24 protein-coding genes are annotated in these 20782 nt (G+C 62.0%); 10 read left to right on the forward strand and 14 right to left on the reverse strand.

Annotated elements, in window-relative coordinates; translation table 11 throughout:
- Positions 1-10: 10 nt before the first annotated feature.
- From fapE to mcpP, 8 genes are all read right to left on the reverse strand, one after another.
- Positions 11-763 (reverse strand): fibril amyloid subunit FapE, encoded by a 753-nt coding sequence (fapE, locus tag OZ911_RS12925; protein ID WP_016486449.1) that lies wholly within the window; start codon positions 761-763, stop codon positions 11-13.
- A gap of 45 nt (positions 764-808) precedes the next feature.
- Entirely contained in the window at positions 809-1489 is a 681-nt protein-coding gene (gene fapD / locus OZ911_RS12930) for a fibril amyloid maturation endopeptidase FapD (protein ID WP_016486450.1), read from the reverse strand.
- A gap of 61 nt (positions 1490-1550) precedes the next feature.
- On the reverse strand, positions 1551-3002 hold the full coding sequence (gene fapC / locus OZ911_RS12935) for an amyloid-like fimbrin subunit FapC (RefSeq protein ID WP_016486451.1): 1452 nt from the start codon (positions 3000-3002) through the stop codon (positions 1551-1553).
- Between the two features lie 50 nt (positions 3003-3052).
- Positions 3053-3631: a fibril amyloid subunit FapB gene (gene fapB, locus OZ911_RS12940; protein WP_016486452.1), complete on the reverse strand. Its 579-nt coding sequence runs from the start codon at positions 3629-3631 to the stop codon at positions 3053-3055.
- 1 nt (position 3632) lies between these two features.
- Entirely contained in the window at positions 3633-4073 is a 441-nt protein-coding gene (gene fapA / locus OZ911_RS12945) for a functional amyloid chaperone FapA (protein WP_016486453.1), read from the reverse strand.
- Positions 4074-4370: 297 nt separating this feature from the next.
- Positions 4371-4940 carry an AAA family ATPase gene (locus tag OZ911_RS12950; RefSeq protein WP_016486454.1) on the reverse strand — a complete coding sequence of 190 codons (570 nt, stop codon included), beginning with the start codon at positions 4938-4940 and terminating at the stop codon, positions 4371-4373.
- Positions 4937-5503, reverse strand: coding sequence for a nicotinamide riboside transporter PnuC (gene pnuC / locus OZ911_RS12955; protein WP_016486455.1), 567 nt, complete (start codon positions 5501-5503; stop codon positions 4937-4939). The genes OZ911_RS12950 and pnuC overlap by 4 nt, the downstream gene beginning before the upstream one ends.
- A 113-nt stretch (positions 5504-5616) precedes the next feature.
- The gene (gene mcpP / locus OZ911_RS12960; RefSeq protein ID WP_060516638.1) at positions 5617-7251 is read right to left on the reverse strand and encodes a methyl-accepting chemotaxis protein McpP; all 1635 of its coding nucleotides are present in this window, start codon (positions 7249-7251) and stop codon (positions 5617-5619) included.
- Between the two features lie 300 nt (positions 7252-7551).
- Between mcpP and OZ911_RS12965 the strand changes: the two genes are divergently transcribed.
- Both OZ911_RS12965 and OZ911_RS12970 read left to right on the forward strand, forming a co-directional pair.
- On the forward strand, positions 7552-8382 hold the full coding sequence (locus OZ911_RS12965; protein WP_031312576.1) for an undecaprenyl-diphosphate phosphatase: 831 nt from the start codon (positions 7552-7554) through the stop codon (positions 8380-8382).
- Positions 8375-8788, forward strand: coding sequence for a DUF1294 domain-containing protein (locus OZ911_RS12970; RefSeq protein ID WP_023049324.1), 414 nt, complete (start codon positions 8375-8377; stop codon positions 8786-8788). The genes OZ911_RS12965 and OZ911_RS12970 overlap by 8 nt, the downstream gene beginning before the upstream one ends.
- 58 nt (positions 8789-8846) lie before the next feature.
- Here the strand turns inward: OZ911_RS12970 and OZ911_RS12975 are convergent, their stop codons facing one another.
- Positions 8847-9206, reverse strand: a complete 360-nt coding sequence (locus OZ911_RS12975; protein ID WP_016486459.1) for an MmcQ/YjbR family DNA-binding protein — start codon at positions 9204-9206, stop codon at positions 8847-8849.
- Positions 9199-10101 (reverse strand): LysR substrate-binding domain-containing protein, encoded by a 903-nt coding sequence (locus tag OZ911_RS12980; RefSeq protein WP_023049323.1) that lies wholly within the window; start codon positions 10099-10101, stop codon positions 9199-9201. The genes OZ911_RS12975 and OZ911_RS12980 overlap by 8 nt, the downstream gene beginning before the upstream one ends.
- Positions 10102-10234: 133 nt before the next feature.
- Between OZ911_RS12980 and OZ911_RS12985 the strand changes: the two genes are divergently transcribed.
- A complete protein-coding gene (locus OZ911_RS12985; protein WP_023049322.1) occupies positions 10235-10846 on the forward strand; it encodes an FMN-dependent NADH-azoreductase in 612 nt (203 codons plus the stop codon).
- A 53-nt stretch (positions 10847-10899) separates the two neighbouring features.
- Here OZ911_RS12985 and OZ911_RS12990 read toward each other — a convergent pair whose 3' ends face one another.
- Positions 10900-11499: a helix-turn-helix domain-containing protein gene (locus tag OZ911_RS12990; protein WP_016486514.1), complete on the reverse strand. Its 600-nt coding sequence runs from the start codon at positions 11497-11499 to the stop codon at positions 10900-10902.
- 39 nt (positions 11500-11538) lie between these two features.
- On the reverse strand, positions 11539-13491 hold the full coding sequence (locus tag OZ911_RS12995) for an oxidoreductase (RefSeq protein WP_060516635.1): 1953 nt from the start codon (positions 13489-13491) through the stop codon (positions 11539-11541).
- Between the two features lie 178 nt (positions 13492-13669).
- On the opposite strand from OZ911_RS12995, the gene OZ911_RS13000 reads away from it, so the two are divergent.
- The 6 genes from OZ911_RS13000 to OZ911_RS13025 all read left to right on the forward strand — a co-directional run bounded on the left by OZ911_RS13000 (position 13670) and on the right by OZ911_RS13025 (position 17789).
- Positions 13670-14722 (forward strand): ABC transporter substrate-binding protein, encoded by a 1053-nt coding sequence (locus OZ911_RS13000; protein ID WP_023049136.1) that lies wholly within the window; start codon positions 13670-13672, stop codon positions 14720-14722.
- 33 nt (positions 14723-14755) lie between these two features.
- Positions 14756-15511, forward strand: a complete 756-nt coding sequence (locus OZ911_RS13005; protein ID WP_023049135.1) for a class II aldolase/adducin family protein — start codon at positions 14756-14758, stop codon at positions 15509-15511.
- Positions 15512-15734: 223 nt separating this feature from the next.
- Positions 15735-16619 carry an O-acetylserine/cysteine exporter gene (locus tag OZ911_RS13010; RefSeq protein WP_016486518.1) on the forward strand — a complete coding sequence of 295 codons (885 nt, stop codon included), beginning with the start codon at positions 15735-15737 and terminating at the stop codon, positions 16617-16619.
- A gap of 69 nt (positions 16620-16688) precedes the next feature.
- On the forward strand, positions 16689-17009 hold the full coding sequence (locus tag OZ911_RS13015; RefSeq protein ID WP_016486519.1) for a YbjQ family protein: 321 nt from the start codon (positions 16689-16691) through the stop codon (positions 17007-17009).
- 138 nt (positions 17010-17147) lie between these two features.
- Positions 17148-17336 (forward strand): hypothetical protein, encoded by a 189-nt coding sequence (locus tag OZ911_RS13020; protein ID WP_003253897.1) that lies wholly within the window; start codon positions 17148-17150, stop codon positions 17334-17336.
- Positions 17337-17477: 141 nt separating this feature from the next.
- Positions 17478-17789, forward strand: coding sequence for a hypothetical protein (locus tag OZ911_RS13025; RefSeq protein WP_016486520.1), 312 nt, complete (start codon positions 17478-17480; stop codon positions 17787-17789).
- Between the two features lie 46 nt (positions 17790-17835).
- Here the strand turns inward: OZ911_RS13025 and OZ911_RS13030 are convergent, their stop codons facing one another.
- Together OZ911_RS13030 and ampC are read right to left on the reverse strand one after the other, a co-directional pair.
- Positions 17836-18168: a hypothetical protein gene (locus OZ911_RS13030; protein ID WP_016486521.1), complete on the reverse strand. Its 333-nt coding sequence runs from the start codon at positions 18166-18168 to the stop codon at positions 17836-17838.
- A gap of 300 nt (positions 18169-18468) precedes the next feature.
- A complete protein-coding gene (gene ampC / locus OZ911_RS13035; protein WP_023049134.1) occupies positions 18469-19611 on the reverse strand; it encodes a class C beta-lactamase in 1143 nt (380 codons plus the stop codon).
- A gap of 119 nt (positions 19612-19730) precedes the next feature.
- On the opposite strand from ampC, the gene OZ911_RS13040 reads away from it, so the two are divergent.
- Positions 19731-20723 (forward strand): bile acid:sodium symporter family protein, encoded by a 993-nt coding sequence (locus tag OZ911_RS13040; protein ID WP_031312499.1) that lies wholly within the window; start codon positions 19731-19733, stop codon positions 20721-20723.
- The last annotated feature ends 59 nt before the right edge of the window (positions 20724-20782 follow it).

Genomic DNA, 20782 nt, shown 5'->3' on the forward strand with positions numbered 1-20782 from the left:
TGAGCGTAGATCAGTATCCGAAAGTGCGAAGACCTTTGAGCTGGTCAAGGCTGCCATTGAGCGAAGCCGCTGTCGGCACGTTCTCGCGCATGACGACATTCAACGATGTCATGTTGTTGACCCGGTTGCCGTTGCCGAGCAAAGTCGAATTCTGCATCAGCCCCCCCTGGGCCAGGCGCTGCACGCTGCTGCCCTGGTTGTTGCTGGCATTGATGTTGAGCTGCACACCTACGCCGCTTGAAGACACGCTGAGCGAGCCGGCGCCGTTTTCCCCGAGCAGGGTCTGGCCGGCGGCCAGCACCTGGCCTTGCTGTTGCACGGCGGGGGCCTGGTTGGCCTTGGTAACGTTGATATCGACGTTGTTGTATGCAGTGTTGTTGTCGCCGGCCGCACGTACCACCTGGGTCACACCCTCGGTAGTGGCAAGGCCATTGCCGCCGGTGACCACGCCAGTCCCGGCAGAGGGCGCACTGGTCGAGGCAGTACCTGTACCTTTTTCATCAATCATCGATACATAGAACTGGGGCTTGATGGTCGATTGCTGAACTTGAAGCGTGGAGGTCGCCCCGATCACATCGCCCTTGGCGTTTTGCCAGGTGCTGCTCATGACGATGCCGAAGCTGACGATCCGCCCCGGCATCACATAGCGGCCACGCAGGTTTGCCAACTCCTGGTCCTTCAGTTCAATGGGTTTCAACGCCTCGGCGTGGCTTGGCAAGCTGGCAGCCAGGCAGGCCATGGCCAGCCACAATGAAGTCTTCATGAAATGCTCCCTGGAGCATCATGCTCCTTGTCATTAGAACAGTCGTTAGAAGAAGTCGCTTTTGATGAAGCCGAAGTCCAGCAGCTCGTTGTCCTTCACCGGGGTGAAGGTGTCCACCCGGCCCTTGGCGGTCAGGGGCAGGGGCGGGTCGAGCAGGATGTTGTTCTTGTCGTAACCCTGACCGATCACGGCGAAGATGATGCCGTTCCAGCCCTTGAGGAAGTCTTCGACTTTGTAGCGTTTGTGGCCCAGTACCGGGTCACCGATGTAGACCCAGCCTTTGTCGACCTTCTGCATGACCACGAAGTGCTTGTAGCCACGCACATCCATCAGCACCACGACCGGGATGCGCACGCTGTGCAGGGTGTCGGGTGCCACGCGGTAACCGCGGGCACGCATGCCCAGGCTTTCGACGTAGCGTTTCATGTCGAGCATCGAGAAGCCTTGCGTGCGCACCAGGTTCTGGTCGGCGTGGGCCAGCATGCCTTCGATGATCTGATGTTCGTCCACATCCAGCCAGTAGGCCTGGCGCAGAATGGTGGCCAGCGCGGCGGCGCCGCAGCTGAAGTCGGTTTTTTGTTGCACCAGGTCGGCGAATTTGCGTTCGCGCACGCTCTGGAGAGGCTTGAACACCACGGCGCCGCCCGGCAGGACGGACAGCGGCATTTGTGCAGCTTCGCTCACGCTGGCCAGGCACAGCAAAAACGCCAAGGCGAAAATACGCATGATCGGGTGCCTTACGGTGTGTTGGAGAAAGGCCCCCCGGAGGGGGCCTCAAGCGCAGCGTTTAGAACGAGGTGTTGGAGATGGCCAGCGAGTTGCTCTGCTGGTTGCCCACACCGGCCGCCACGTTCACGCCCAGGTTGCCGCTGCCACCGTTCACCGAACCGCTAAGGGTTGCAGTATTGGTAACAGGGTTGGCCCAGCCGGTCGGGGTCAGCACTTGGAAGGACACGGTATTGCTCAAGTCGTAAGCACTGCTTTCGCTGTAGCTCTTCGAAACGTCGTTCGAGGATTGTTTCGATTTTTCGCCAGACTTCGAGAAGTCAGACGCCGAAGCATTCTCGTACGAAGAGTCGTGCGACTTGGTGTACGAAGAGTCCTTGGACTTGTCGTACGACGATTGATGCGACTTGTCGTAGTTGGAGTCGAATGCTTTCTCGAACGACGAGTCGTATGCACTTTCGTGCGACTTGTCGACCGATACGTCCAGCGACGCATTCAGCGAACCATCGAAGCTGCTGGAGCGGGTGCGTTCGCGACGGCCATCATCGGTGGTAAGGGTACGCGTAGCGTTGGCTGCTGCATCCAGCGAAGCGTTCAGGTTGGCGCTGCTCGACGAGCTGTTGCTACCGCTGGCAGAGCCGCTGGCACCCCAGCTGTTAGAGCCGCTTGCGGTCGAACTGTTGGACCCGCTGGCATTGCTGGATGCCGAGCCGCTGGAGTTCCAGCCACTGGAGCCGCTGGAGCTGGCGCTTTGCGAGCCGGCCACGCTGAAGCTCGACGACGAGCTGCGGTCGTCGGTCGAGTTGAACGTGCCATCGCGCGAGCTCGAACCGCTTGCCGAAGTGGTGATGGTAATCGTATCAACCCGGTAGGTGCGGTCTGCGCTGTTGTTCACAGTCAGGCCTGGGCCGTCCTGGTTGGCGGAAGCAGTGGCAGTGGCGTTACCCAGTGGGGCACCCGTGTTGGCGATGGCCATGGTGTTTTTCTGTTGGTTGAGGTCGCCACCGGCAATGTTGATGCCGATGTTGCCCTCAGCCCCGCTGGCCGAGCCGCTCATCACAGCCGAAGACTGGGTCGAATAGTTGTCGACCCGGTTGTTTCTGCTGGTTTGCTCAACGTCGGCAGTGGCATTGGCCATGCCGAACACGAAGCTGTTGTCCAGGCTCGACTCGGAGCCGGCATTGGCGATGGCAGCGGCGTTGTCTTGCTGGTTGCCGTTACCGGCGGCGACGTTGATACCAACGTTGCCGCTGGAGCCTGTGCCCGAGTCACTCATCTCGGCTTCGTTGATGGTGCCTTGATTGCTGATGCGATTGTTGGTGCTGCTTTGGGTATCCCAGGCATTGGCCGTTGCATACACAGGGATCTTGGTGGGTGGAGGCGTGTGCTGACCATTGTTATTGTGGCCGTTGTGGTGGTCGTTGCGCCGATCGTTTTGTCCAGCTTGTACAGCAACAGCCATGACCGCAGCAATTGCGAACACCAGAGGCTTGATTGCCATCGAGGGTTTCATGGTGATTCTCCGTACTTTATTAGGTTAAGTGTTGTTCTTAACTGATTGGGTCAATCCGCGACCCGGATGCTCAAGGTGTTGGCCATTCGGTTTCCCACCCCGGCACTCTGATTCAGCTGGATCACCCCACGGCTACCGGTGAATGCCTGGTCACTGGTGGTGACCTGGCGATGGCCGAGTGCGGTGTCAGCTGGATCGGAGTTGTTGAGCAGCGCCACGTTCTGCTGCATGAGGACGCTGTCGTCGATGCTTTGCGGTTGAGCGCTGAGGCTGATGCTCAGGGCATTGGCTTGCTGGGTATTGGCACCGGCGCTCTGGTTGACACCCAGTGCGCCACTGCCGTTGCTGAATGCGTTGCCTTGAATGGTTGAGCGGGCATCCATCGCAGGGTCAGCCGGCGTGTTGAGCCGTTGCCGGATCTGTGTGCTGGCGTTCGCTTGCGGCCCGACGGCGATGGCGCGGGCATTGACCTGTTGCTGCTTGTCACCCGCGGCCTGGTTGACAGAGAGGTTGCCCTGATAGCGGCTGCCGGAATCGTCGATGTCGGCGTTGTTGATGACGGGCACCAGGGACTGGGCGAGGGCTGGCGCACTGCACAGGGTGGCCAGAATCAGCAGCATGTGCTTCATCTCACTTGCCCCCGCCTGTCAGGATCTGCAACGGAGCGAGCCCGCGCTGAACACTTGAGTTGACCATGTTCGCGATCCCGTTGCCCGATCCCCCGGTGCCGCGCCCACCCGACAGGTTGGGCAGTTGGTTCTGATTGCCGAGGTGGCCACCCAGGTTGTTGGTTTGCTGGGTGATCATGTTGCTGATGCCTGCGCCACTGCTGATGCTGGCGAAATCGCCATCACTCAGCTCGTTGGTCTGCTTGAGCACGTAGGCAGAAGGGTTGGCATTGACTGTAGTAGGGCTCGGGTCAGGGATCAGGGGCGGTATCGTCGCATTGCGCACCTGCACATCGCGCTTGATGATGATGATCCCGTTGTCCGCCTGGGCCGTCAGGCTCAGTGACCCGAATACACAACCCAGCAGTACCAGGTGATAGAGGCGTTTGTCACTCTTCCTCACGACGGCAACTCCTTCTTTGTGCGCTGGCCCTGTTCAGCGATGCGAACAACAGAGCAGAAGGTGTGCCGCTTTTGAGAAGCGTTTGCAGATCAATGGGTTAAAGCAAAGGGCTGAGAATCTGCGGCGTATTCTGTCTCAGGGTTGATACAGATAGCCCGGGGGATTGCTGGCCAAGCCAGCAGTGGCTTTGACTGGAAGGGTTTTTGCAGGGGTGTTTCACTGGCTTGACAGTGACCCCGATGCGGGGGCAGGCCCCGCATTTTCGGGGGCTTTGCCCCACCGGTGTGTCTCAGAGGCTTAACACTCGGTCGGGCATGCTGGCGTATCGCTATTAAGCAGTGTAGCAACCGCTTGCAGGGCCAGCAATTGGCGCTGTGGCCAATTGCCTTCAAGTATCTGGTGTGGCTGGTGGTGCCGCTTGAGCCAAGCCAGGCTGTCGTTGAAAAAGCGTTGGCGGTCGTTGAGATCGGGCTGGCTACGCTGGCCATCAGCAACCCAGTCCACGCCTTGTGGGCTCAGCAGCAGGTGCAGGTCGTAACGCCGGGCAAGCAGTGCCTGTTCCAGCCAGGGCGGGCAGTCATCGAACAAGGCGTGGCTCCAGAGCATGTTGCTGAGCAGGTGGGTGTCAAGGATCAGCAGTGGCGGGGCCTGCTCGCGGGCCCGGTCCTCCCAGGCCAGCTGGCCCCGGGCGATGGTGGGGATATCGGCGTAGCAGGTATCGCGGCACTCTTGGTCGATGAAGTGGCGCACGTACTCGGGCACCACCACGCCGCCGAAATGCGCCTGAATCACACCACTGAGCCAGCTCTTGCCACTGGATTCGGGGCCGCACAGTACCAGGACCTTCATGGGCTGCTCTGCGTTCATGCCTGTACCAACGCCGGATCCCGACGCCATTCCAGCCAGCCGCGCACGGCGATCAGGGTAAGCACGGCGAAGAAGCCCGCAGTGAAATACAGCTGCTGGTGCAGGTACTGGCCCACATAGACGATGTCCACCACCACCCACAGCGGCCAGCATTGCAGGCGCTTCTGGGCCATCCACAGTTGCGCTACCAGGCTGAAGCCGGTGAGGGTGGCGTCGAGCCAGGGCAGGGCGGCATCAGTCCAGTTGGCCATGGCTGCACCCAGGGCTGCGCTCAACAGCAGCCCGGCAGCCAGGCCACTGAGCAGTGCAGGGCGTTGCAGGCGGGAGACCTGGCGGGCATCTTCAGCATGGCCGGGGCGCTTCCATTGCCACCAACCGTACAGTTGCAGGATGGCGTAGGCCAGTTGCAGGAGCATGCCCGAATACAGCTTGACTTCGAAGAACAGCCAGCCATAGATCAGCACCATGACCAGCCCGATCGGCCAGCACCAGGCGTTCTGCTTGACGGTTAGCCAGACAGCGGTAACGCCGAGGACGGCGGCGATGAGTTCAAGGCCGGACATCGGCGATCCTTGGAGAGTCTATCGAGGGAAGGGCGCGATTGTAGCGGTTCGGCTGGGGAAGGTGTAGGGCGTCAGGTGGCCGGGGCCGCAAAGCGCCCCCGGCAATCTGAAGGTCAGACCCGGAACTGGCGCAGCAATTGTTCCAGTTCCTCGCTCAACTGCCCCAACGCCACTCCGGCATCACTGGACTGCCGCGCCGCATCGGCAGTCTGCTGGGACAAACCGGCGGTATCCAGCACGTTGCGGTTGATCTCCTCGACCACATGCGCCTGCTGCAAGGTGGCGCTGGCAATGGACGCATTCAAGGCGGTGAGGTTGTTCAGCGCCTGGTTGATGGCATCCAGGCTGGCGCCGGCCTCGCGGGCTTGCTCGACGGTCTGGCGCGAGGCTTCGCTGCTGGTGTCGATCGCCTTGACCGCCGCGTCCGACTGGCTTTGCAGGTGCGCGATCATGGTATGGATCTCGGCCGTCGACTGCGCGGTGCGCTGGGCCAGCAGGCGCACCTCGTCGGCGACCACGGCAAAGCCGCGGCCTTGCTCGCCGGCCCGCGCGGCCTCGATGGCCGCGTTCAGCGCCAGCAGGTTGGTTTGTTCGGCGATGGAACGGATGACATCCAGCACGCCGCCAATGCGCGTGCTGTGCCCGGCCAGGTCGCGGATTACCTGAACGGCCTGATCAATGGTCAGCGACAGCCGATCGATCTGTGCCAGGCTGCCGTGGATGGCCTGTTGGCCGTGCGTCACCTGCTGCTGGGCAGTGCGCATTTCGCCGGCGGCCTGTTCGGCGGTCTTGGCCACGTCTTGCACCGCGTAAGTCACCTCGTTCACGGCGGTGGCCACCTGGTCCATCTGTAGCGATTGCTGGGCACTGCGCTGTTGTGCGGCCCCCGCATTGTCACCGACGTGCCCGGCGGACTGGGCCAATGCATGGGCTGCACCCTGCAACTGGCCGACCACCCCTTGGAGCTTGCCGTTGAAACGGTTGAAGTGCTCACCCAAATGGGTGATTTCGTCACGGCCATGCGTATCCAGGCGCCGGGTCAGGTCGCTCTCGCCGCTGGCGATGTTGCCCATGGCCTGCACGGCCTCCTGCAAGGGGCGGGCGATGCTGCGGGCAATCAGCAAGACCACCAGCGCCATCAGCAGGGCAATGCCCACGCCGACCAGCGAGGCGTCGCGCAGCTGGCGGGCGAACTCGGCCTGCACGTCATCGACGTATACGCCCGACCCGATGATCCAGCCCCACGGCTTGAACAGCTGTATATAGGAAGTCTTGGCCACCGGCTCGCTGGCGCCCGGCTTGGGCCAGCGGTAGTTCACCGGCCCGGCGCCCTGCTGGCGGGCCAGTGCGACCATCTCGTTGAACACGGCAAAACCGTCGGGGTCGCGAATGGCCGAAAGGTCCTGGCCGTCAAGCTTGGGGTTGGCCGGATGCATGATCATCTTCGGCCCCAGGTCGTTGATCCAGAAATAGTCGTCGTGGTCGTAGCGCAGCGCTCGCACCACTTGCAGCGCCTGTTGCTGGGCGGCTTCGCGGCTGAGTGCACCGGCCGCCTCCAGCCCCTGGTAATAGGCCAGCACACCGGCTGCTGTCTGCACCACGTGGCGGGTCTTCTCCGCCTTGGCCTGGTACAGGTCACCGTGGATCTGGCGCAGCATCAGCAGGCCCAGCACCACCAGCATGGCCACTGCCACTACAAGGATCAGCCACAAGCGACGGCTGATCGACATTGATCTCAAGGTATTCATCCACGAGCTCCCGCATTGTTCTTTTTATAGAGGTGCATCCAAGCATGCTTTGCGGCAAGGCCCCACTCGACTAATGGCTAGGTGCTATCTTTGTCAGAGTCTGTAGCAGATCGCGTAAAGCGATTGCAAAGGGGCTCTGTCAGGATTTCGGCCGCGCAAGATGAAACCTTTAGCAGCCGTGAACTTTTCTACTGGCGTTGCGACCAACAGTCGCTGTAAAACAGCCGGGCCGCGTGCGGCAACTTCAAGCAAATCAAGAACAAGGGGCGTGCAACAGGCAGCGCTCCATCCGGGGGAATGATGGATTTTTGGACTGCCTTTCAGGCAATCATCTTAGGCGTGGTCGAAGGGCTGACGGAGTTTCTGCCGATCTCCAGCACCGGGCACCAGATTATCGTCGCCGACTTGATAGGGTTTGGCGGTGAACGGGCCATGGCTTTCAACATCATCATTCAGCTGGCGGCGATCCTGGCAGTGGTGTGGGCGTTTCGCGGCAAGATTCTCGATGTGGTATCTGGTCTGACCAGCCAGCCCAAGGCACGGCGTTTCACCGGTAACCTGCTGTTGGCGTTCTTGCCGGCGGTGGTACTGGGCGTATTGTTCGCCGACCTGATTCATGAGTACCTGTTCAACCCGGTCACCGTGGCGACGGCACTGGTGGTAGGCGGCATCATCATGCTCTGGGCTGAGCGTCGCGAGCACCGCGTGCAGGTCGACCATGTAGACGACATGCGCTGGAGCGATGCGCTGAAGATCGGTTTCGTCCAGTGTCTGGCGATGATCCCGGGCACTTCGCGCTCCGGCTCGACCATTATCGGTGGCCTGCTGTTCGGCCTGTCGCGCAAGGCGGCGACCGAGTTCTCGTTCTTTCTGGCGATGCCGACGATGGTGGGTGCGGCGGTGTACTCGGGCTATAAGTACCGCGACCTGTTCCAGCCAAGTGACTTGCCGGTGTTTGCCATCGGGTTCGTGACTTCGTTCATTTTCGCCATGATCGCGGTGCGTGCGCTGCTCAAGTTCATTGCCAACCACAGCTATGCGGCATTTGCCTGGTACCGCATCGTTTTCGGGCTGTTGATTCTGGCGACCTGGCAGTTCGGCTGGGTTGACTGGTCTACAGCACATGGCTGAGGCGCTGCGCGGGCAAAGGGCTGACGGCGTGCGCAACGTGCGCTTGAAATTGCTGCTGTTGGGCTTGCTTTGCCTGTTGCCCGGCTTGGGAGCGGTACGCATGGGGTGGAGCCATCAGGCCTGGTGGCCGTTGGCGCTGTACCCGGCAATGAGCCTCATCAGCCTGTTGCTGTACTGGCAGGATAAACAGCAGGCGCGGGCGCAGGCCTGGCGCACCCCAGAAAAGGTGCTGCACGCCAGCGAATTGCTGGGTGGATGGCCGGGTGCGCTATTGGCCCAGCAGTTGTTCCGGCATAAAACCCGTAAGGTTTCGTACCAGTTGGTGTTCTGGGGGATTGTGCTGATGCATCAGGTGTTCTGGGCCCACTGGCTGTTTTTTGAGGGGCGTTATCTGCCTTTCAATTGATTTTTGCCTGTATCGGCCTCTTCGCCGGCTTGCCCGCGAAGAGGCCGATACAGGCTGACTAGATCAACAACCCTGCCTGCAACCGCTTGGGCAATCGCCGCACCACCAGTTGATGCGAACGCTGCAACACATCACACAGCTCATCACGCCCCATGGGGTAGGGCAGCGCCATGCTGATCCACCGCGCCCGCGCCAGATAAGGCGCAGGCCGCACCCCTGGGCGATCGCAGTAGCCCAGAAACAGCTCATCGGCCACTTTGAACGACAGCCCCGCACCCGCCAGGTCGAGCACCGCGAACATCTTGTTGCCCGCCACCGAGAACACCCGGATGCCGCCCCACTTGTAGTCTTCCCGTGCACCCGGAAGGCTCAGGCAAAACGCGGCCACCTGGGCTTCGCTCATCTTCCTTTCAGACATACCGCTCTCCACAGGCCTCGAATGATGCCGCCAGGTGATCAATCCACACCCGCACCGCAGGCAGTACGCCGCGCCGGTGCGGGTACACCGCCTGCAGGTAGCCGCCTGGCAGTGACCAGTCTGGCAGCAGGCGCACCAGTTCGCCGCGCTCAAGCTCTTCTTCGCAGAACATGCTGGGCAGCGCGGTGAACCCCAAGCCGGCCCGTACAGCGGCGTTACGTACTACGAAATCATCTATGGCCAAGCGCGGCTCCAAGGCAATTTCATGCTGTTTGCCATGCGGGCCGAGCAGGCGCAAGTGCACCAGCCGGTCTGCTTCGGCGGCGCCCAGTACTGGCAGTGACGCCAGCTCACCCGGTTCGCGGATGTGGTCGGCGAAACCGGGCGCGGCCACCAGTTGCATCTGCGCCTGGCGCAGGCGACGAGTCACCAGGGCCGGGTCTTCGTCGCCCAGGTCGCGTACGCGCAGGGCGACGTCGATGCCTTCGGAAATCAGGTCGACGCGGCGGTTGAGCAGCACCATGTCCAGCTGCACCAGCGGGTACTGGGCAAGAAAGCGGCTGATCACATCTGGCAGAAAGGCATGCGCCAACGCCACCGGGCATGACACCCGCAAGCGCCCGCGCGGCTCGCTGCTCATGCTGGCCACGGCTTCATCGGCGGCTTCGGCCTCTAGCAGCATGGCCTGGCAGTGGTGCAGGTAGCGTTCGCCCAGCGCAGTGAGCTTCAGCTGCCGTGTGGTGCGTTGCAGCAGGCGGGTGCCCAGGCGCTCTTCCAGCTCGGCAATCCGCCGCGACAGGCGCGATTTGGGGATGCCCAATTGACGCCCGGCGGCGGCAAAACCGCCGGCTTCGACCACGCGGGCAAAGTAGAAAAGGTCGTTGAGGTCTTGCATGAGAATGTCTCACTGTTCCACCTGTGGGACAAACTAGCGCATATTTGCCGCCTTATCACCCATTACTCATCTCTGTAGGATTCTCTCCATCGTGATCGCCTAACGCTGCGGTCTTCAATCACAGGAGAGTCCCATGAAACTGTTGCACATCGATTCGAGCATCCTGGGCGACAATTCCGCCTCCCGCCAGCTGAGCCGTGAAGTGGTCGAAGCCTGGAAAGCCGCTGACCCAAGCGTGGAGGTGCTGTACCGCGACCTGGCCGCCGACGCCATTGCACACTTCTCTGCCGCGACCTTGGTAGCCGCAGGTACCCCTGAGGACATGCGCGATGCAGCCCAGGCCTTCGAGGCCAAGCTGAGCGCGCAAACCCTGGAAGAATTCCTGGCCGCCGATGCTGTGGTGATTGGTGCGCCGATGTACAACTTCACCGTACCGACCCAGCTCAAGGCCTGGATCGACCGCGTTGCCGTTGCCGGCAAGACCTTCCGCTACACCGAAGCGGGCCCGGAAGGCCTGTGCGGCAACAAGAAAGTGGTACTGGTGTCCACTGCCGGTGGCCTGCACGCTGGCCAGCCGAGCGGCGCCGGGCATGAAGACTTCCTGAAAGTGTTCCTGGGCTTTATCGGTGTCACCGACCTGGAAATCGTTCGCGCCCATGGCCTGGCTTATGGCCCGGAGCACCGCACACAAGCAATTGATGCTGCACAGGCGCAGATTGCCAACGCGCTGTTTGCTGCTGCCTGAGCCAGTCCGTAACCGCCAGCGTGAACATTGGGGGAGCAACCGTCAGGCGTGCTTCAGAATGTTGGCGGTGTGATCACCCAGATCACCACGGCATCCACCTCACCGGGGTTGCCGTAGCGGTGCGGCTCCTGGCTGGAGAAGCTGAAACTGTCGCCTTCACCCAGCTGAAAATGGCGTTCGCCCACCCACAGCTCGAAGCTGCCGCTCAGGATGTAGCCGGCTTCTTCGCCCTCATGGCTGTAGCTTTGCTGGCTGTAGGTGCCTGGGGGGAAGCGCGAGTGCAGGATCTCAAGCTGGCGGTTGGGCTGGGGGGTGAGCAACTGATCGACGATGCCATCTTCATAGTGCACGCTCAGGCGGCTGTTGCGCCGCACGACATAGCCCTGGTCCTCGGGCGCAGGGGTGGCCTCGCTGGCGAAGAACCACTGGATGGTCACGCCCAGGCTGCGGGCGATGTTGAACAGCGCCGGGATTGACGGGTAGGAGAGGTTGCGCTCCAACTGGCTGATGTAGCCGGCGGTCAGCTCACTGTGCGCAGCCAGCTCCGCCAAGGTCATGCCGCGGCGCTTGCGCAGGCCGCGGATGCGTGTGCCCAGGAACTGCGGCGCGGCGCCTCCGGCTTCGCTGGCGGGGGGCAGGGGGAGTTGGCTCATGCACGTCGGTCCATCGCAAAAGCCGCAGTATGTACAGCCTCAGAGCGACCAGGCAACCGTCAGGCCGTCGTGAATCGCTTCTTCGGCGGTACGTGGTGCCAGGCAGTCGCCAATGCGCCGCACTTCTACCAGGCCGGCCAGCTCGCTGGCCAGGCTGTCTTGCGGCTGATGGCCCATGCACAGCACCAGCGTGTCGATGCCTTCGAAGATCATGGGTTCGCCGCTGGCGGTGTGCTCCAGGTACACCGTGTTGTCGTCGCTGCCGTACAAGCGCGCGTAAGGGGTGACAGGGATGCCCAGGCGATGCAGTTCGCCGGCGAGCTGGTCACGCACGTAAAGCGGTAGGTTCTCGCCGCAATGGGTACCGTTGACGGCCAACTGCACCTGGTGCCCCTCGCGTACCAGGCGTTCGGCGATGCCAGGGCCGATCCAGTCGCAGCGCCAGTCCATCACCAGCACCGAACGCCCCAGCTTCACTTCGTTACGCAGTACTTGCCAGGCGTCCACCACCTGCAGCTCGCCGCTGCGCTCGAACGCCGGCCAGTAGGGGGTGGCACCGGTAGCGGCAATGACCAGGTCGGGGTGTTCGCGTTCGACCAGGGCGCGGTCCACCCGGGTGTTGCGCACGACTTCGACACCGGCAAGGGCCATTTCCCGTTGCAGATTGGTACTGGCCCCGCCGAACTCGCTGCGCCGCGGTAGCAATTGGGCCAGCAGCACCTGGCCACCGAGCTGTGGGCCGGCCTCGTACAGCGTTACGTGGTGGCCGCGGGCGGCGGCCACGGCGGCAGCCTTCATGCCGGCGGGGCCGCCACCGGCGACGAGAATGCGCTTGGGCGTTGTGGTAGGCGTCAGCTGCCCATACTGCAATTCACGGCCGGTTTCTGGCCGCTGGATGCAGGAGATGGCCAAGCCGCGATGGAAGTGACCGATGCAGGCCTGGTTGCAGGCGATACAGGCGCGTACATCTTCGACCTGGCCGCGTTCGGTCTTGCTCGGCATCAGCGGGTCGCAGATCAGTGCGCGGGTCATGCCGCAAACATCGGCCTGGCCGCGTGCCAGGATCAGTTCAGCTTCCTGGGGCTGGTTGATGCGCCCGGTAACAAACAGGGGTATGGCCAGCTGTTGCTTGAAGGTGCCGGCTTCTCTGGCCAGATAGGCTGGCTCGATGGCCATGGGCGGGACTATGTGCACGGCGCCGCCCAAGGACGCCGATGTGCCGGCGACGATGTGCAGGTAGTCGAGTTGGCCCTGCAGGGCAATGGCTGCGGCCAGCGACTCGTCCTCGCTCAGCCCTTGGCTGTCGCGCTCGTCGGCGCTGATGCGCAGGCCGATGATGAACTGCTCGTCGGTGGCGGCGCGCACGGCGGCCAGCACCTCACGCAGAAACCTCAGGCGCTGTTCCAGATCGCCGTTGTAGCCGTCGCTGCGCAGGTTCACCCGCGGGTTCATGAACTGTGCGGGCAGGTAGCCATGGCTTGCCACCACTTCGACGCCGTCCAGCCCAGCCTGGTGCAGACGCCGGGCCGCACTGGCGTAGCCCTGGACAATTTCGTCGATCATCGGCTGGTCCAGTGCGCGCGGCATCACCCGGAAGCGTTCGTTGGGCACCGAGGACGCAGAGTAGGCAACCGCCAGCAGGCCGTCTGCCGATTCCATGATCTCCCGGCCGGGGTGAAACAGTTGCGACAGCACCACGGTGCCGTGTGCATGGCAGGCTTCGGCCAGCTGTCGATAGCCGTCGATGCAGGCATCGTCGGTGGCCATCAGCACATGCGAGGTATAGCGGGCGCTGTCATGCACCCCCGCAACCTGCAGCACGATCAGGCCGACGCCACCGGCCGCACGGTCGCGCTGGTAGGCGATCAGCTTGTCGTTGACCAGGTTGTCGGTGGGCAGGCAGGTATCGTGGCCGGTGGACATGATGCGGTTCTTCAAGCGCTTGCCGCGGATCTGCAACGCTTCAAACAGGTGAGGGAAGGCGGTCTGCATACAGGCGGCTCCGGTGCGGTGTTGTTCTTGTTTTGTGTATGAAAGTGTAGCTCCAGTAAAAAATCAACTTGTTTTTTTACTGGTGCGCGACTAGGTTTTCATCACCCTCAGCGCGAGGGCGTGACCTCACAACAACAAGAAAACGGGCCCTTGGGGGCACCGGCAGGAGGAAACTTCGATGCAGACAATTGCACGTGTTGCTGGCCTTTGGGCAACGTTGCTGGCCGTTGGCCTGGGCACTGCGCAAGCTGCGCAAGCTGCGCCGCAGATGGTCGTGGTGGGCTATGGCGGCGCCGGCCAGAAGGCCCAGGATGAGGCAATCTTCAAGCCCTTCAGTGCCCAGGATGGCAGCAAGCTGATACAGAGCGAATACAACGGCGAAATGGCGCGGATCCAGGTGATGGCCGACACCGGCAACGTCGATTGGGATGTGGTGCAGATCGAGGGGCCGGACTTGATGCGTGGCTGTGAGGAAGGTATCTACGAACACCTCGACTGGCAGCGCTTGGGCCATGCCGCCGACCTCATACCCGACGCGGCGCAGGATTGTGGCTCGGCTGCGCTGGTGTGGAGCGTGGCTATCGCCTACGACCGCAACAAGCTGGCGCAGGCGCCGGCCTCGTGGGCCGACTTCTGGGACGTGAACAAGTACCCAGGCAAGCGCGGCTTGCGCAAACGTGCGGTGTATAACCTGGAGTTTGCCCTGCTGGCCGATGGGGTCAAGGTAGAGGACGTCTATCAGGTGCTGTCGACGCCGGCCGGGGTTGACCGTGCATTCGCCAAGCTCAGCGAACTCAAGCCCTATATCCAGTGGTGGGACGCCGGCGCCCAACCTGCGCAGTGGCTGGCTGCAGGTGATGTGGTAATGACTTCGACCTACAGCGGGCGCATCGCCGTGGCGGCGCAGCAAGGCAGCCCGTTGGCCGTGGTCTGGCCTGGAAGCCTATATGGCATGGACTACTGGGCAATCATCAAAGGCTCGCGGCATGTCGACCAGGCCAAGCGGCTGATTGCCTATGCCAATCAGCCGGATACCCAGGTGCGGTATGTGCAGCAGATTCCCTATGGGCCGACCAACACCCAGGCAGCCGTCAGGCTTGGCCCGGCCCTGGCCAGTTGGGTGCCCACCTCGCCGCAGAACTTGCAAGGGGCACTGGCGATGAATGTGGAATTCTGGGTCGACCATGGCGAAGAGCTGGAACAACGCTTCAATGCCTGGGCGAGCAAGTAGTTTCAAGCCTCCTCATCTATAGAGATAACCACCATGATCGCAACGGAACAGCGCTTGCGCCGGGAACTGGCTGCCTGCTATCGGCTGATCGCGCACTTTCGCATGAGCGACCTGATCTTCACCCACATTTCCTTGCGCCTGCCCGGGCCGGAGCATCACTTCCTGATCAACCCGTACGGGCTGCTGTTCGAAGAGATTACTGCCTCCAGCCTGGTAAAGATCGACTTGCAGGGAAGGCCAGTGCAACCTTCGCCACACCCGGTCAACCCGGCCGGCTTCGTCATTCACAGTGCTATTCATGCCGCTCGTGATGACGCCCAGTGCGTGCTGCACACTCACACCCGCGCGGGTTGCGCGGTAGCCGCGCTGGAGTGCGGCCTGTTGCCGGTCAACCAGATGTCCATGGAGTTTTACGGCCGGGTGGCTTACCACTCCTACGAAGGTATCGCACTGGATATGGACGAACAGCAGCGGTTGGTTGCCGACCTCGGCGACAAGCCGGTGATGATCCTGCGTAACCATGGCCTGCTTGCTACAGGGCGCAGCGTGGCCGAAGCATTCTTGCGCATGTTCTACCTGGAGAAGGCCTGTGAGATCCAGTTGGCAGCGCAGAGTGCCGGCCACCTGATACTGCCGCCGGCAGCAGTGTGCGTGCATACCGAACGGCAGTTCAATGAGCCGGAGCGGGGGTTGAAACAGGGTGAGCTGGCCGACCCGGATGCGCTGCAGCTGGCGTGGGCAGCGTTGTTGCGAATGCTGGAAAAGGTGGCACCAGGTTATCAGGATTGAGGCTGCGACCCGCTGATTTGGCAGGGGTGTGTCAGGCTCGGCACCGGAAAGCCTGCGATGTCACGGCGGGAGTACATGTGTTCTCCTGTGGTTGGCCCCGTACTGGGGGCCAGTAACAGTCACTGTTGCGCAACGACGGCGGGTAACTGTGCTGGTCCGCTTTTGAGGAATAGCCTTATGCTGTAACGAAATATGTCCACAAAGCCTGTAGAAGGAAGTCGCAATGCCGCTCAAGGACCTGCTCATTGCCCTGGTGGTGATTGTCGCCTGGGGAGTCAACTTCGTGGTCATCAAGGTTGGCCTCGACGGCTTGCCGCCGATGTTGCTGGGGGCGCTGCGCTTCCTGTTGGTGGCGTTTCCGGCAATCTTGCTGGTCAAGCGGCCGAAACTGCCTTGGCGTTGGCTGATTGCCTATGGCGCGACGATTTCGCTGGGCCAGTTCGCGTTCCTGTTCCAGGCCATGTACAGCGGCATGCCGCCGGGCTTGGCCTCGCTGATCCTGCAGTCACAGGCTTTCTTTACGCTGGGGTTCGCGGCACTGTTTTTGGGTGAACGGCTGCGCCTGGCCAGTGTGTTGGGGCTGCTGATAGCCGCCAGCGGCCTGGCGTTGATTGGTAGCGAAGATGGTGGCCATGTACCGCTGCTGGCGTTGGTGCTGACCTTGTGCGGTGGTGCCATGTGGGGCATGGGCAACATCATTACCCGGCGTTTTGGCTCGGTTGACCTTGTGGCATTGGTGATCTGGGGCGGTCTGATACCGCCACTGCCGTTCCTGGCGTTGTCCTGGTGGCTGGAAGGGCCTGAGCGCATTGGCCATGCCCTGGCCAATATCAGCTGGAGCTCGGTGCTGGCACTGGTGTACCTGGCCTTCGTCGCCACCATGCTTGGTTACAGCCTGTGGAGCAAACTGCTGTCGCGCCACCCGGCCGGCAAGGTGGCACCGTTCTCGCTGCTGGTACCCGTGATTGGTTTGAGCTCGTCGGCGTTGTTGCTGGGCGAACGGCTGACCGCAATCCAGGGCTGGGGTGCCTTGCTGGTAATGGCGGGGTTGCTGGTGAACGTATTCGGCGCGCGTATCGGGCAAAGGTTGCGGGCGGTCACCGCGTAAGCCGCACAAATATGCTGCTTGGCGCTCTGTTAGAATCGGCCTCTTTATCCAGGTCAACGGAGCGCTTTCATGATCATTACCACGACCAGCCAGCTCGAAGGTCGCCCGATTGCCGAATACTTGGGCGTCGTCAGCTCCGAATCGGTGCAGGGCATCAACTTCGTGCGCGATTTCTTTGCACGCTTTCGCGACTTTTTCGGCGGCCGCTCGCAAACGCTGGAAAGCGCCCTGCGTGAGGCGCGCGAGCAGGCGACCGAGGAGCTCAAGGCGCGGGCACATCAGTTGCGAGCCGATGCGGTAGTGGGTGTGGATTTCGAAATTAGCATGCCGTCGGTGCAGGGCGGCATGGTCGTGGTATTTGCCACCGGCACCGCGGTGCGGTTGAAGTAGAGCGGTCTGCCACTGGTCGGCTGTCGTGCGATTGTCCGGGTGGTCCGCAAATGACCGGCTAGTCTCTTTTTTACAGGCCGCGTTTTCTGGGCGACTTTTCTGGTTGCCGGCGCGACTGCCACTGGAGGGAGACAGGGCATGAGCGAATCCTTTTTCGAAGACCTGAATGATGCGTTCCCGATCAACAGCCAAGTGCGTTGCGGCCAGGCGGCCTTCCGCCTCGGGTTCGCCCACATGACGCTGGATGATTCCGAACAGCTACAGCCTGCACACCTGCAGCGCAGTAAAAAAGGCCGCTTCATGCCGCGGGTTCCGCTGAAGAAGTGACCCCGCCCCAGTACATAACCCCGCCCAATGGCGGGTTTTTATTGCGCTTTGTTGATCCGGCTCATGGCATTGCCGGGTAGCGCTCGCCGGCTGGCCAGGGTTGTGGTCTTCTGTCGTGGCATTCCAGCGACGGAGGATCGAATGCTCATGCGAGTCAGGGAACAGACGTATTGGCAGTGGGCCGACGCCCAGTTGCACAGCCGCAGCCACAACGAAGCTCTCAGTGACGGCACAACGCTGGATGTGCAGGTGCGCTTGTCACGTCTGGGGGCGACTCAGCTGTTTTTAGGGCTGTATGGAGCCGATGGGCGGGCAATGCTGGAGGAGTACTACCCTGCGCGGCCCGGGGAAACCATGACCCGTGCCTTGGTGTGGGGTGTGGACCGGGCCCGTGCGATGGCTACCGGTGCCCTGCCATTGCCGCAAAGCCGTTGCCGACGGCGCCAGGCATGAAAAAGCCCGGCCTATGCGGGCCGGGCTCAGATAAAGGTGAGAACCCTCAGTTGAGCGGTTCGATCACCTTGACTGCCTGCCGCTCACGGGCGGCGGGCCATTCTTGTTGCAGGGTCTGCAGCACGCGGCCGACGAATTCGGTATCGGCGGCGGCCTTCTTGCCGACGTAGCCCTGGCCACGGCGGTAGACCTTGAAGCGGGCACGCATGCTGGGCAGGTGCTCTTCGAATTCATCTTCGATCGTATTCGGTGGCAGGCGGTCGAGCCGCACCTCACCGGTTTGGCTAACCCACAGCAGGTGGTCGTCAAGGCTGTCCTTGCGTACAGCGAACAGCTGCGCCAGTTGGTCGATAGTCGGATTGTTGTTCAAGTTCATCATAAAGCCCCCATTACCCATTCGTAGGTGATTTTCACAGTTGACGCTACCACGGTGTAGCGCACTACCAACGCTGCTACAGCAGCATCGCAACAGGGGCTTTCTCACGCTGCCTTTTGGACAGTTCCCTCTCCACGGACGGCCTGCGTTACCGCGCAAGCCGTCTGGAACACCCTTGCCACCGCTCCCGATCAGGGAGACGGCTTCATCATGCACAAGGGCGATGAGCGGCGTCAATCATTTTGTAGTGAATATTTTTACTCACTACATTTCTGTCTTTTTGTTCGACAATCGCCGTTTCCACTACAGCCCGGACAGTATCTCGAAGGCTGCACGAACCCTGGCTTCGTTCGGGTAATTTCGATTGGCCAGCAACACTATTGCCAGCTGTTCACTGGGCACAAATGCGGCGTAAGCGCCGAAACCGCTAGTTGCACCGGTTTTGTTGTACCAGGCGGCCGGCAGTTGGGGCAGGGCGGGTTGCAAGCGCTTGGTTGGCTGCGGTTCACGGATCAGCCGCGCGCTGTTGCCATCTACCAGGGTGCCCAGCGTGACGGGGTAGGGATAACGCTCCCAGCCCAGGCCTTGGGTCATGGTGCCGACCTGGAAGTAGCCCTGCTGGGTGATGGCGGTTGCTTTAGCCAGTGCCGGTGGCAGGCCCTGGGGCTGCATGTGCAGCCGCACGTACTGCAGCAAATCGCTGGCGCTGGTCTTGATGCCGTAGGCTTCGTCGGCATACGGGCCGGGGCCGACGCGCACCGGTTTGTCGGCGTCGTCGTAACCTTGGGCATAAAGCCCCTGAGCACTGGCCGGGACCTGCAGATAGGTGTTTTTGAGGCCCATTTTTGCCAGCAGCCCCTCGGACATCAGCGTAGAAAACGGTTGATGCTGTGCCCGTGCGGCCAGGTCACCGAACAGGCCAAGGCTGGGGTTCGAGTAGCAGCGCTGGGTGCCGGGTTTGGCACGGGGTTGCCAGTGGCGGAAGAAATCGACGACCTGTTGCGGTGTCTGCACCGCATCGGGGAACTGCAAGGGCAGGCAGTCGGCACTGTAGGCACCCAGTTCCAGCACCGTCGCGTCGCCGATGGGCGCCCCGGCCAGTGCCGGATGATAGTGCTTGGCCGGGGCTTCAAGGTCCAGCTTGCCCTCGGCGCTGGCCAGCGCGGCCAGGGTGGCGGTGTAGGTCTTGCTCAGCGAACCGATCTCGAACAGCGTGTCTCGGCTGACAGGCACATTGTCGGCCTTGCTGGCCACGCCATAGCTGAAGTAGTGCGCGTGGTCGCGTGCGTAGATCGCCACGGCCATGCCGCTGATTCCCTGCGCCTGCATCAACGGGCGGATGATCTGGTCGACCTTGGCCTGCAATTGGTCGTCGGCCTGGGCGGCGGTGTGGCCCAGAATGAGTGTGATGACGGCTGCAAGCGCGGCCGGGCGGGAGAGGGGCATGAGCGGGTCCTTTTGCGGAGCGTGTCCGTTGAGCGATACCGATGGGGGTTCCGGCGTTAGCGGCGGAAAGCCGTAGACCTTATCGTCTGCCCTTGCACAATGACAAGACGGACACTGTGATGAAGTATTTGCGGATGTTATTCGACAATTTCACCCTGGCTTTGCTTGGGGTGGTTCTGATCGCCACCGTCCTGCCTTGCTCGGGCGATGGTGCGGTGTATTTTGGCTGGCTGACCAACCTGGCCATCGGCCTGCTGTTCTTCCTGCATGGTGCCAAGCTGTCGCGCGAGGCAATCATTGCCGGCGCCGGGCACTGGCGCCTGCACCTGCTGGTGTTTTCTTGTACGTTCGTGATGTTCCCGCTGCTTGGCCTGGCGCTAAAGCCTGTGTTCCTGCCACTGGTAGGCAACGAGTTGTACCTGGGCGTGCTCTACCTGTGTGCCTTGCCGGCCACGGTGCAGTCGGCCATCGCCTTTACCTCGCTGGCCCGCGGTAACGTGCCAGCAGCCATTTGCAGCGCGGCGGCCTCAAGCCTGCTGGGTATCTTCCTGACCCCCTTGCTGGTGATGATGTTGCTGGGCGCCAGTGGTGACACCGGTTCTGGCCTGGATGCCGTGCTGAAGATCACCCTGCAACTGCTGGTGCCGTTTGTTGCCGGGCAGGTTGCGCGGCGCTGGATCGGCGCCTGGGTCAAGCGCAATGCGCGTTGGCTCAAGGTGGTGGACCAGGGCTCGATCCTGCTGGTGGTGTACACCGCTTTCAGCGAAGCCGTGGTCACCGGCTTGTGGCACACGGTATCGCCGCAGCACCTGGCCGGGTTGTTCGCCGTGTGCGGGATTTTGCTGGCGGTGGTGCTGTTTGGTACCCGTGTGCTTGGCAAGGCATTGGGCTTCAATCTCGAAGACCGCATCACCATCTTGTTTGCCGGCTCCAAGAAAAGCCTGGCTACCGGTGTGCCCATGGCTCAAGTGTTGTTCGTGGGCAGCGGTATTGGTGCGATGATCCTGCCGCTTATGCTGTTCCACCAGATCCAGCTGATGGTCTGTGCGGTGCTGGCGCAACGTTATGCTAGCCGTGAGCAGGGCGCCGAAGAGGCTTCGGCGGCGTCCTGAGCGCATGCGCAGTCCGCTACCGGAGCGGCCTTGTATCGCGATGGGCTGCAAAGCAGCCC

Source organism: Pseudomonas fortuita (genome assembly GCF_026898135.2).
Classification (GTDB): domain Bacteria; phylum Pseudomonadota; class Gammaproteobacteria; order Pseudomonadales; family Pseudomonadaceae; genus Aquipseudomonas; species Aquipseudomonas fortuita.

What these genes read in the sequence shown, in the direction of transcription:
- fapE (WP_016486449.1), bottom strand. Translation starts at nt 763, where the DNA reads ATGAAGACTTCATTGTGGCTGGCCATGGCCTGCCTGGCTGCCAGCTTG.
- fapD (WP_016486450.1), bottom strand. Translation starts at nt 1,489, where the DNA reads ATGCGTATTTTCGCCTTGGCGTTTTTGCTGTGCCTGGCCAGCGTGAGC.
- fapC (WP_016486451.1), bottom strand. Translation starts at nt 3,002, where the DNA reads ATGAAACCCTCGATGGCAATCAAGCCTCTGGTGTTCGCAATTGCTGCG.
- fapB (WP_016486452.1), bottom strand. Translation starts at nt 3,631, where the DNA reads ATGAAGCACATGCTGCTGATTCTGGCCACCCTGTGCAGTGCGCCAGCC.
- OZ911_RS12950 (WP_016486454.1), bottom strand. Translation starts at nt 4,940, where the DNA reads ATGAACGCAGAGCAGCCCATGAAGGTCCTGGTACTGTGCGGCCCCGAA.
- pnuC (WP_016486455.1), bottom strand. Translation starts at nt 5,503, where the DNA reads ATGTCCGGCCTTGAACTCATCGCCGCCGTCCTCGGCGTTACCGCTGTC.
- mcpP (WP_060516638.1), bottom strand. Translation starts at nt 7,251, where the DNA reads ATGAATACCTTGAGATCAATGTCGATCAGCCGTCGCTTGTGGCTGATC.
- OZ911_RS12965 (WP_031312576.1), top strand. Translation starts at nt 7,552, where the DNA reads ATGGATTTTTGGACTGCCTTTCAGGCAATCATCTTAGGCGTGGTCGAA.
- OZ911_RS12970 (WP_023049324.1), top strand. Translation starts at nt 8,375, where the DNA reads ATGGCTGAGGCGCTGCGCGGGCAAAGGGCTGACGGCGTGCGCAACGTG.
- OZ911_RS12975 (WP_016486459.1), bottom strand. Translation starts at nt 9,206, where the DNA reads ATGTCTGAAAGGAAGATGAGCGAAGCCCAGGTGGCCGCGTTTTGCCTG.
- OZ911_RS12980 (WP_023049323.1), bottom strand. Translation starts at nt 10,101, where the DNA reads ATGCAAGACCTCAACGACCTTTTCTACTTTGCCCGCGTGGTCGAAGCC.
- OZ911_RS12985 (WP_023049322.1), top strand. Translation starts at nt 10,235, where the DNA reads ATGAAACTGTTGCACATCGATTCGAGCATCCTGGGCGACAATTCCGCC.
- OZ911_RS12990 (WP_016486514.1), bottom strand. Translation starts at nt 11,499, where the DNA reads ATGAGCCAACTCCCCCTGCCCCCCGCCAGCGAAGCCGGAGGCGCCGCG.
- OZ911_RS12995 (WP_060516635.1), bottom strand. Translation starts at nt 13,491, where the DNA reads ATGCAGACCGCCTTCCCTCACCTGTTTGAAGCGTTGCAGATCCGCGGC.
- OZ911_RS13000 (WP_023049136.1), top strand. Translation starts at nt 13,670, where the DNA reads ATGCAGACAATTGCACGTGTTGCTGGCCTTTGGGCAACGTTGCTGGCC.
- OZ911_RS13005 (WP_023049135.1), top strand. Translation starts at nt 14,756, where the DNA reads ATGATCGCAACGGAACAGCGCTTGCGCCGGGAACTGGCTGCCTGCTAT.
- OZ911_RS13010 (WP_016486518.1), top strand. Translation starts at nt 15,735, where the DNA reads ATGCCGCTCAAGGACCTGCTCATTGCCCTGGTGGTGATTGTCGCCTGG.
- OZ911_RS13015 (WP_016486519.1), top strand. Translation starts at nt 16,689, where the DNA reads ATGATCATTACCACGACCAGCCAGCTCGAAGGTCGCCCGATTGCCGAA.
- OZ911_RS13020 (WP_003253897.1), top strand. Translation starts at nt 17,148, where the DNA reads ATGAGCGAATCCTTTTTCGAAGACCTGAATGATGCGTTCCCGATCAAC.
- OZ911_RS13025 (WP_016486520.1), top strand. Translation starts at nt 17,478, where the DNA reads ATGCTCATGCGAGTCAGGGAACAGACGTATTGGCAGTGGGCCGACGCC.
- OZ911_RS13030 (WP_016486521.1), bottom strand. Translation starts at nt 18,168, where the DNA reads ATGATGAACTTGAACAACAATCCGACTATCGACCAACTGGCGCAGCTG.
- ampC (WP_023049134.1), bottom strand. Translation starts at nt 19,611, where the DNA reads ATGCCCCTCTCCCGCCCGGCCGCGCTTGCAGCCGTCATCACACTCATT.
- OZ911_RS13040 (WP_031312499.1), top strand. Translation starts at nt 19,731, where the DNA reads ATGAAGTATTTGCGGATGTTATTCGACAATTTCACCCTGGCTTTGCTT.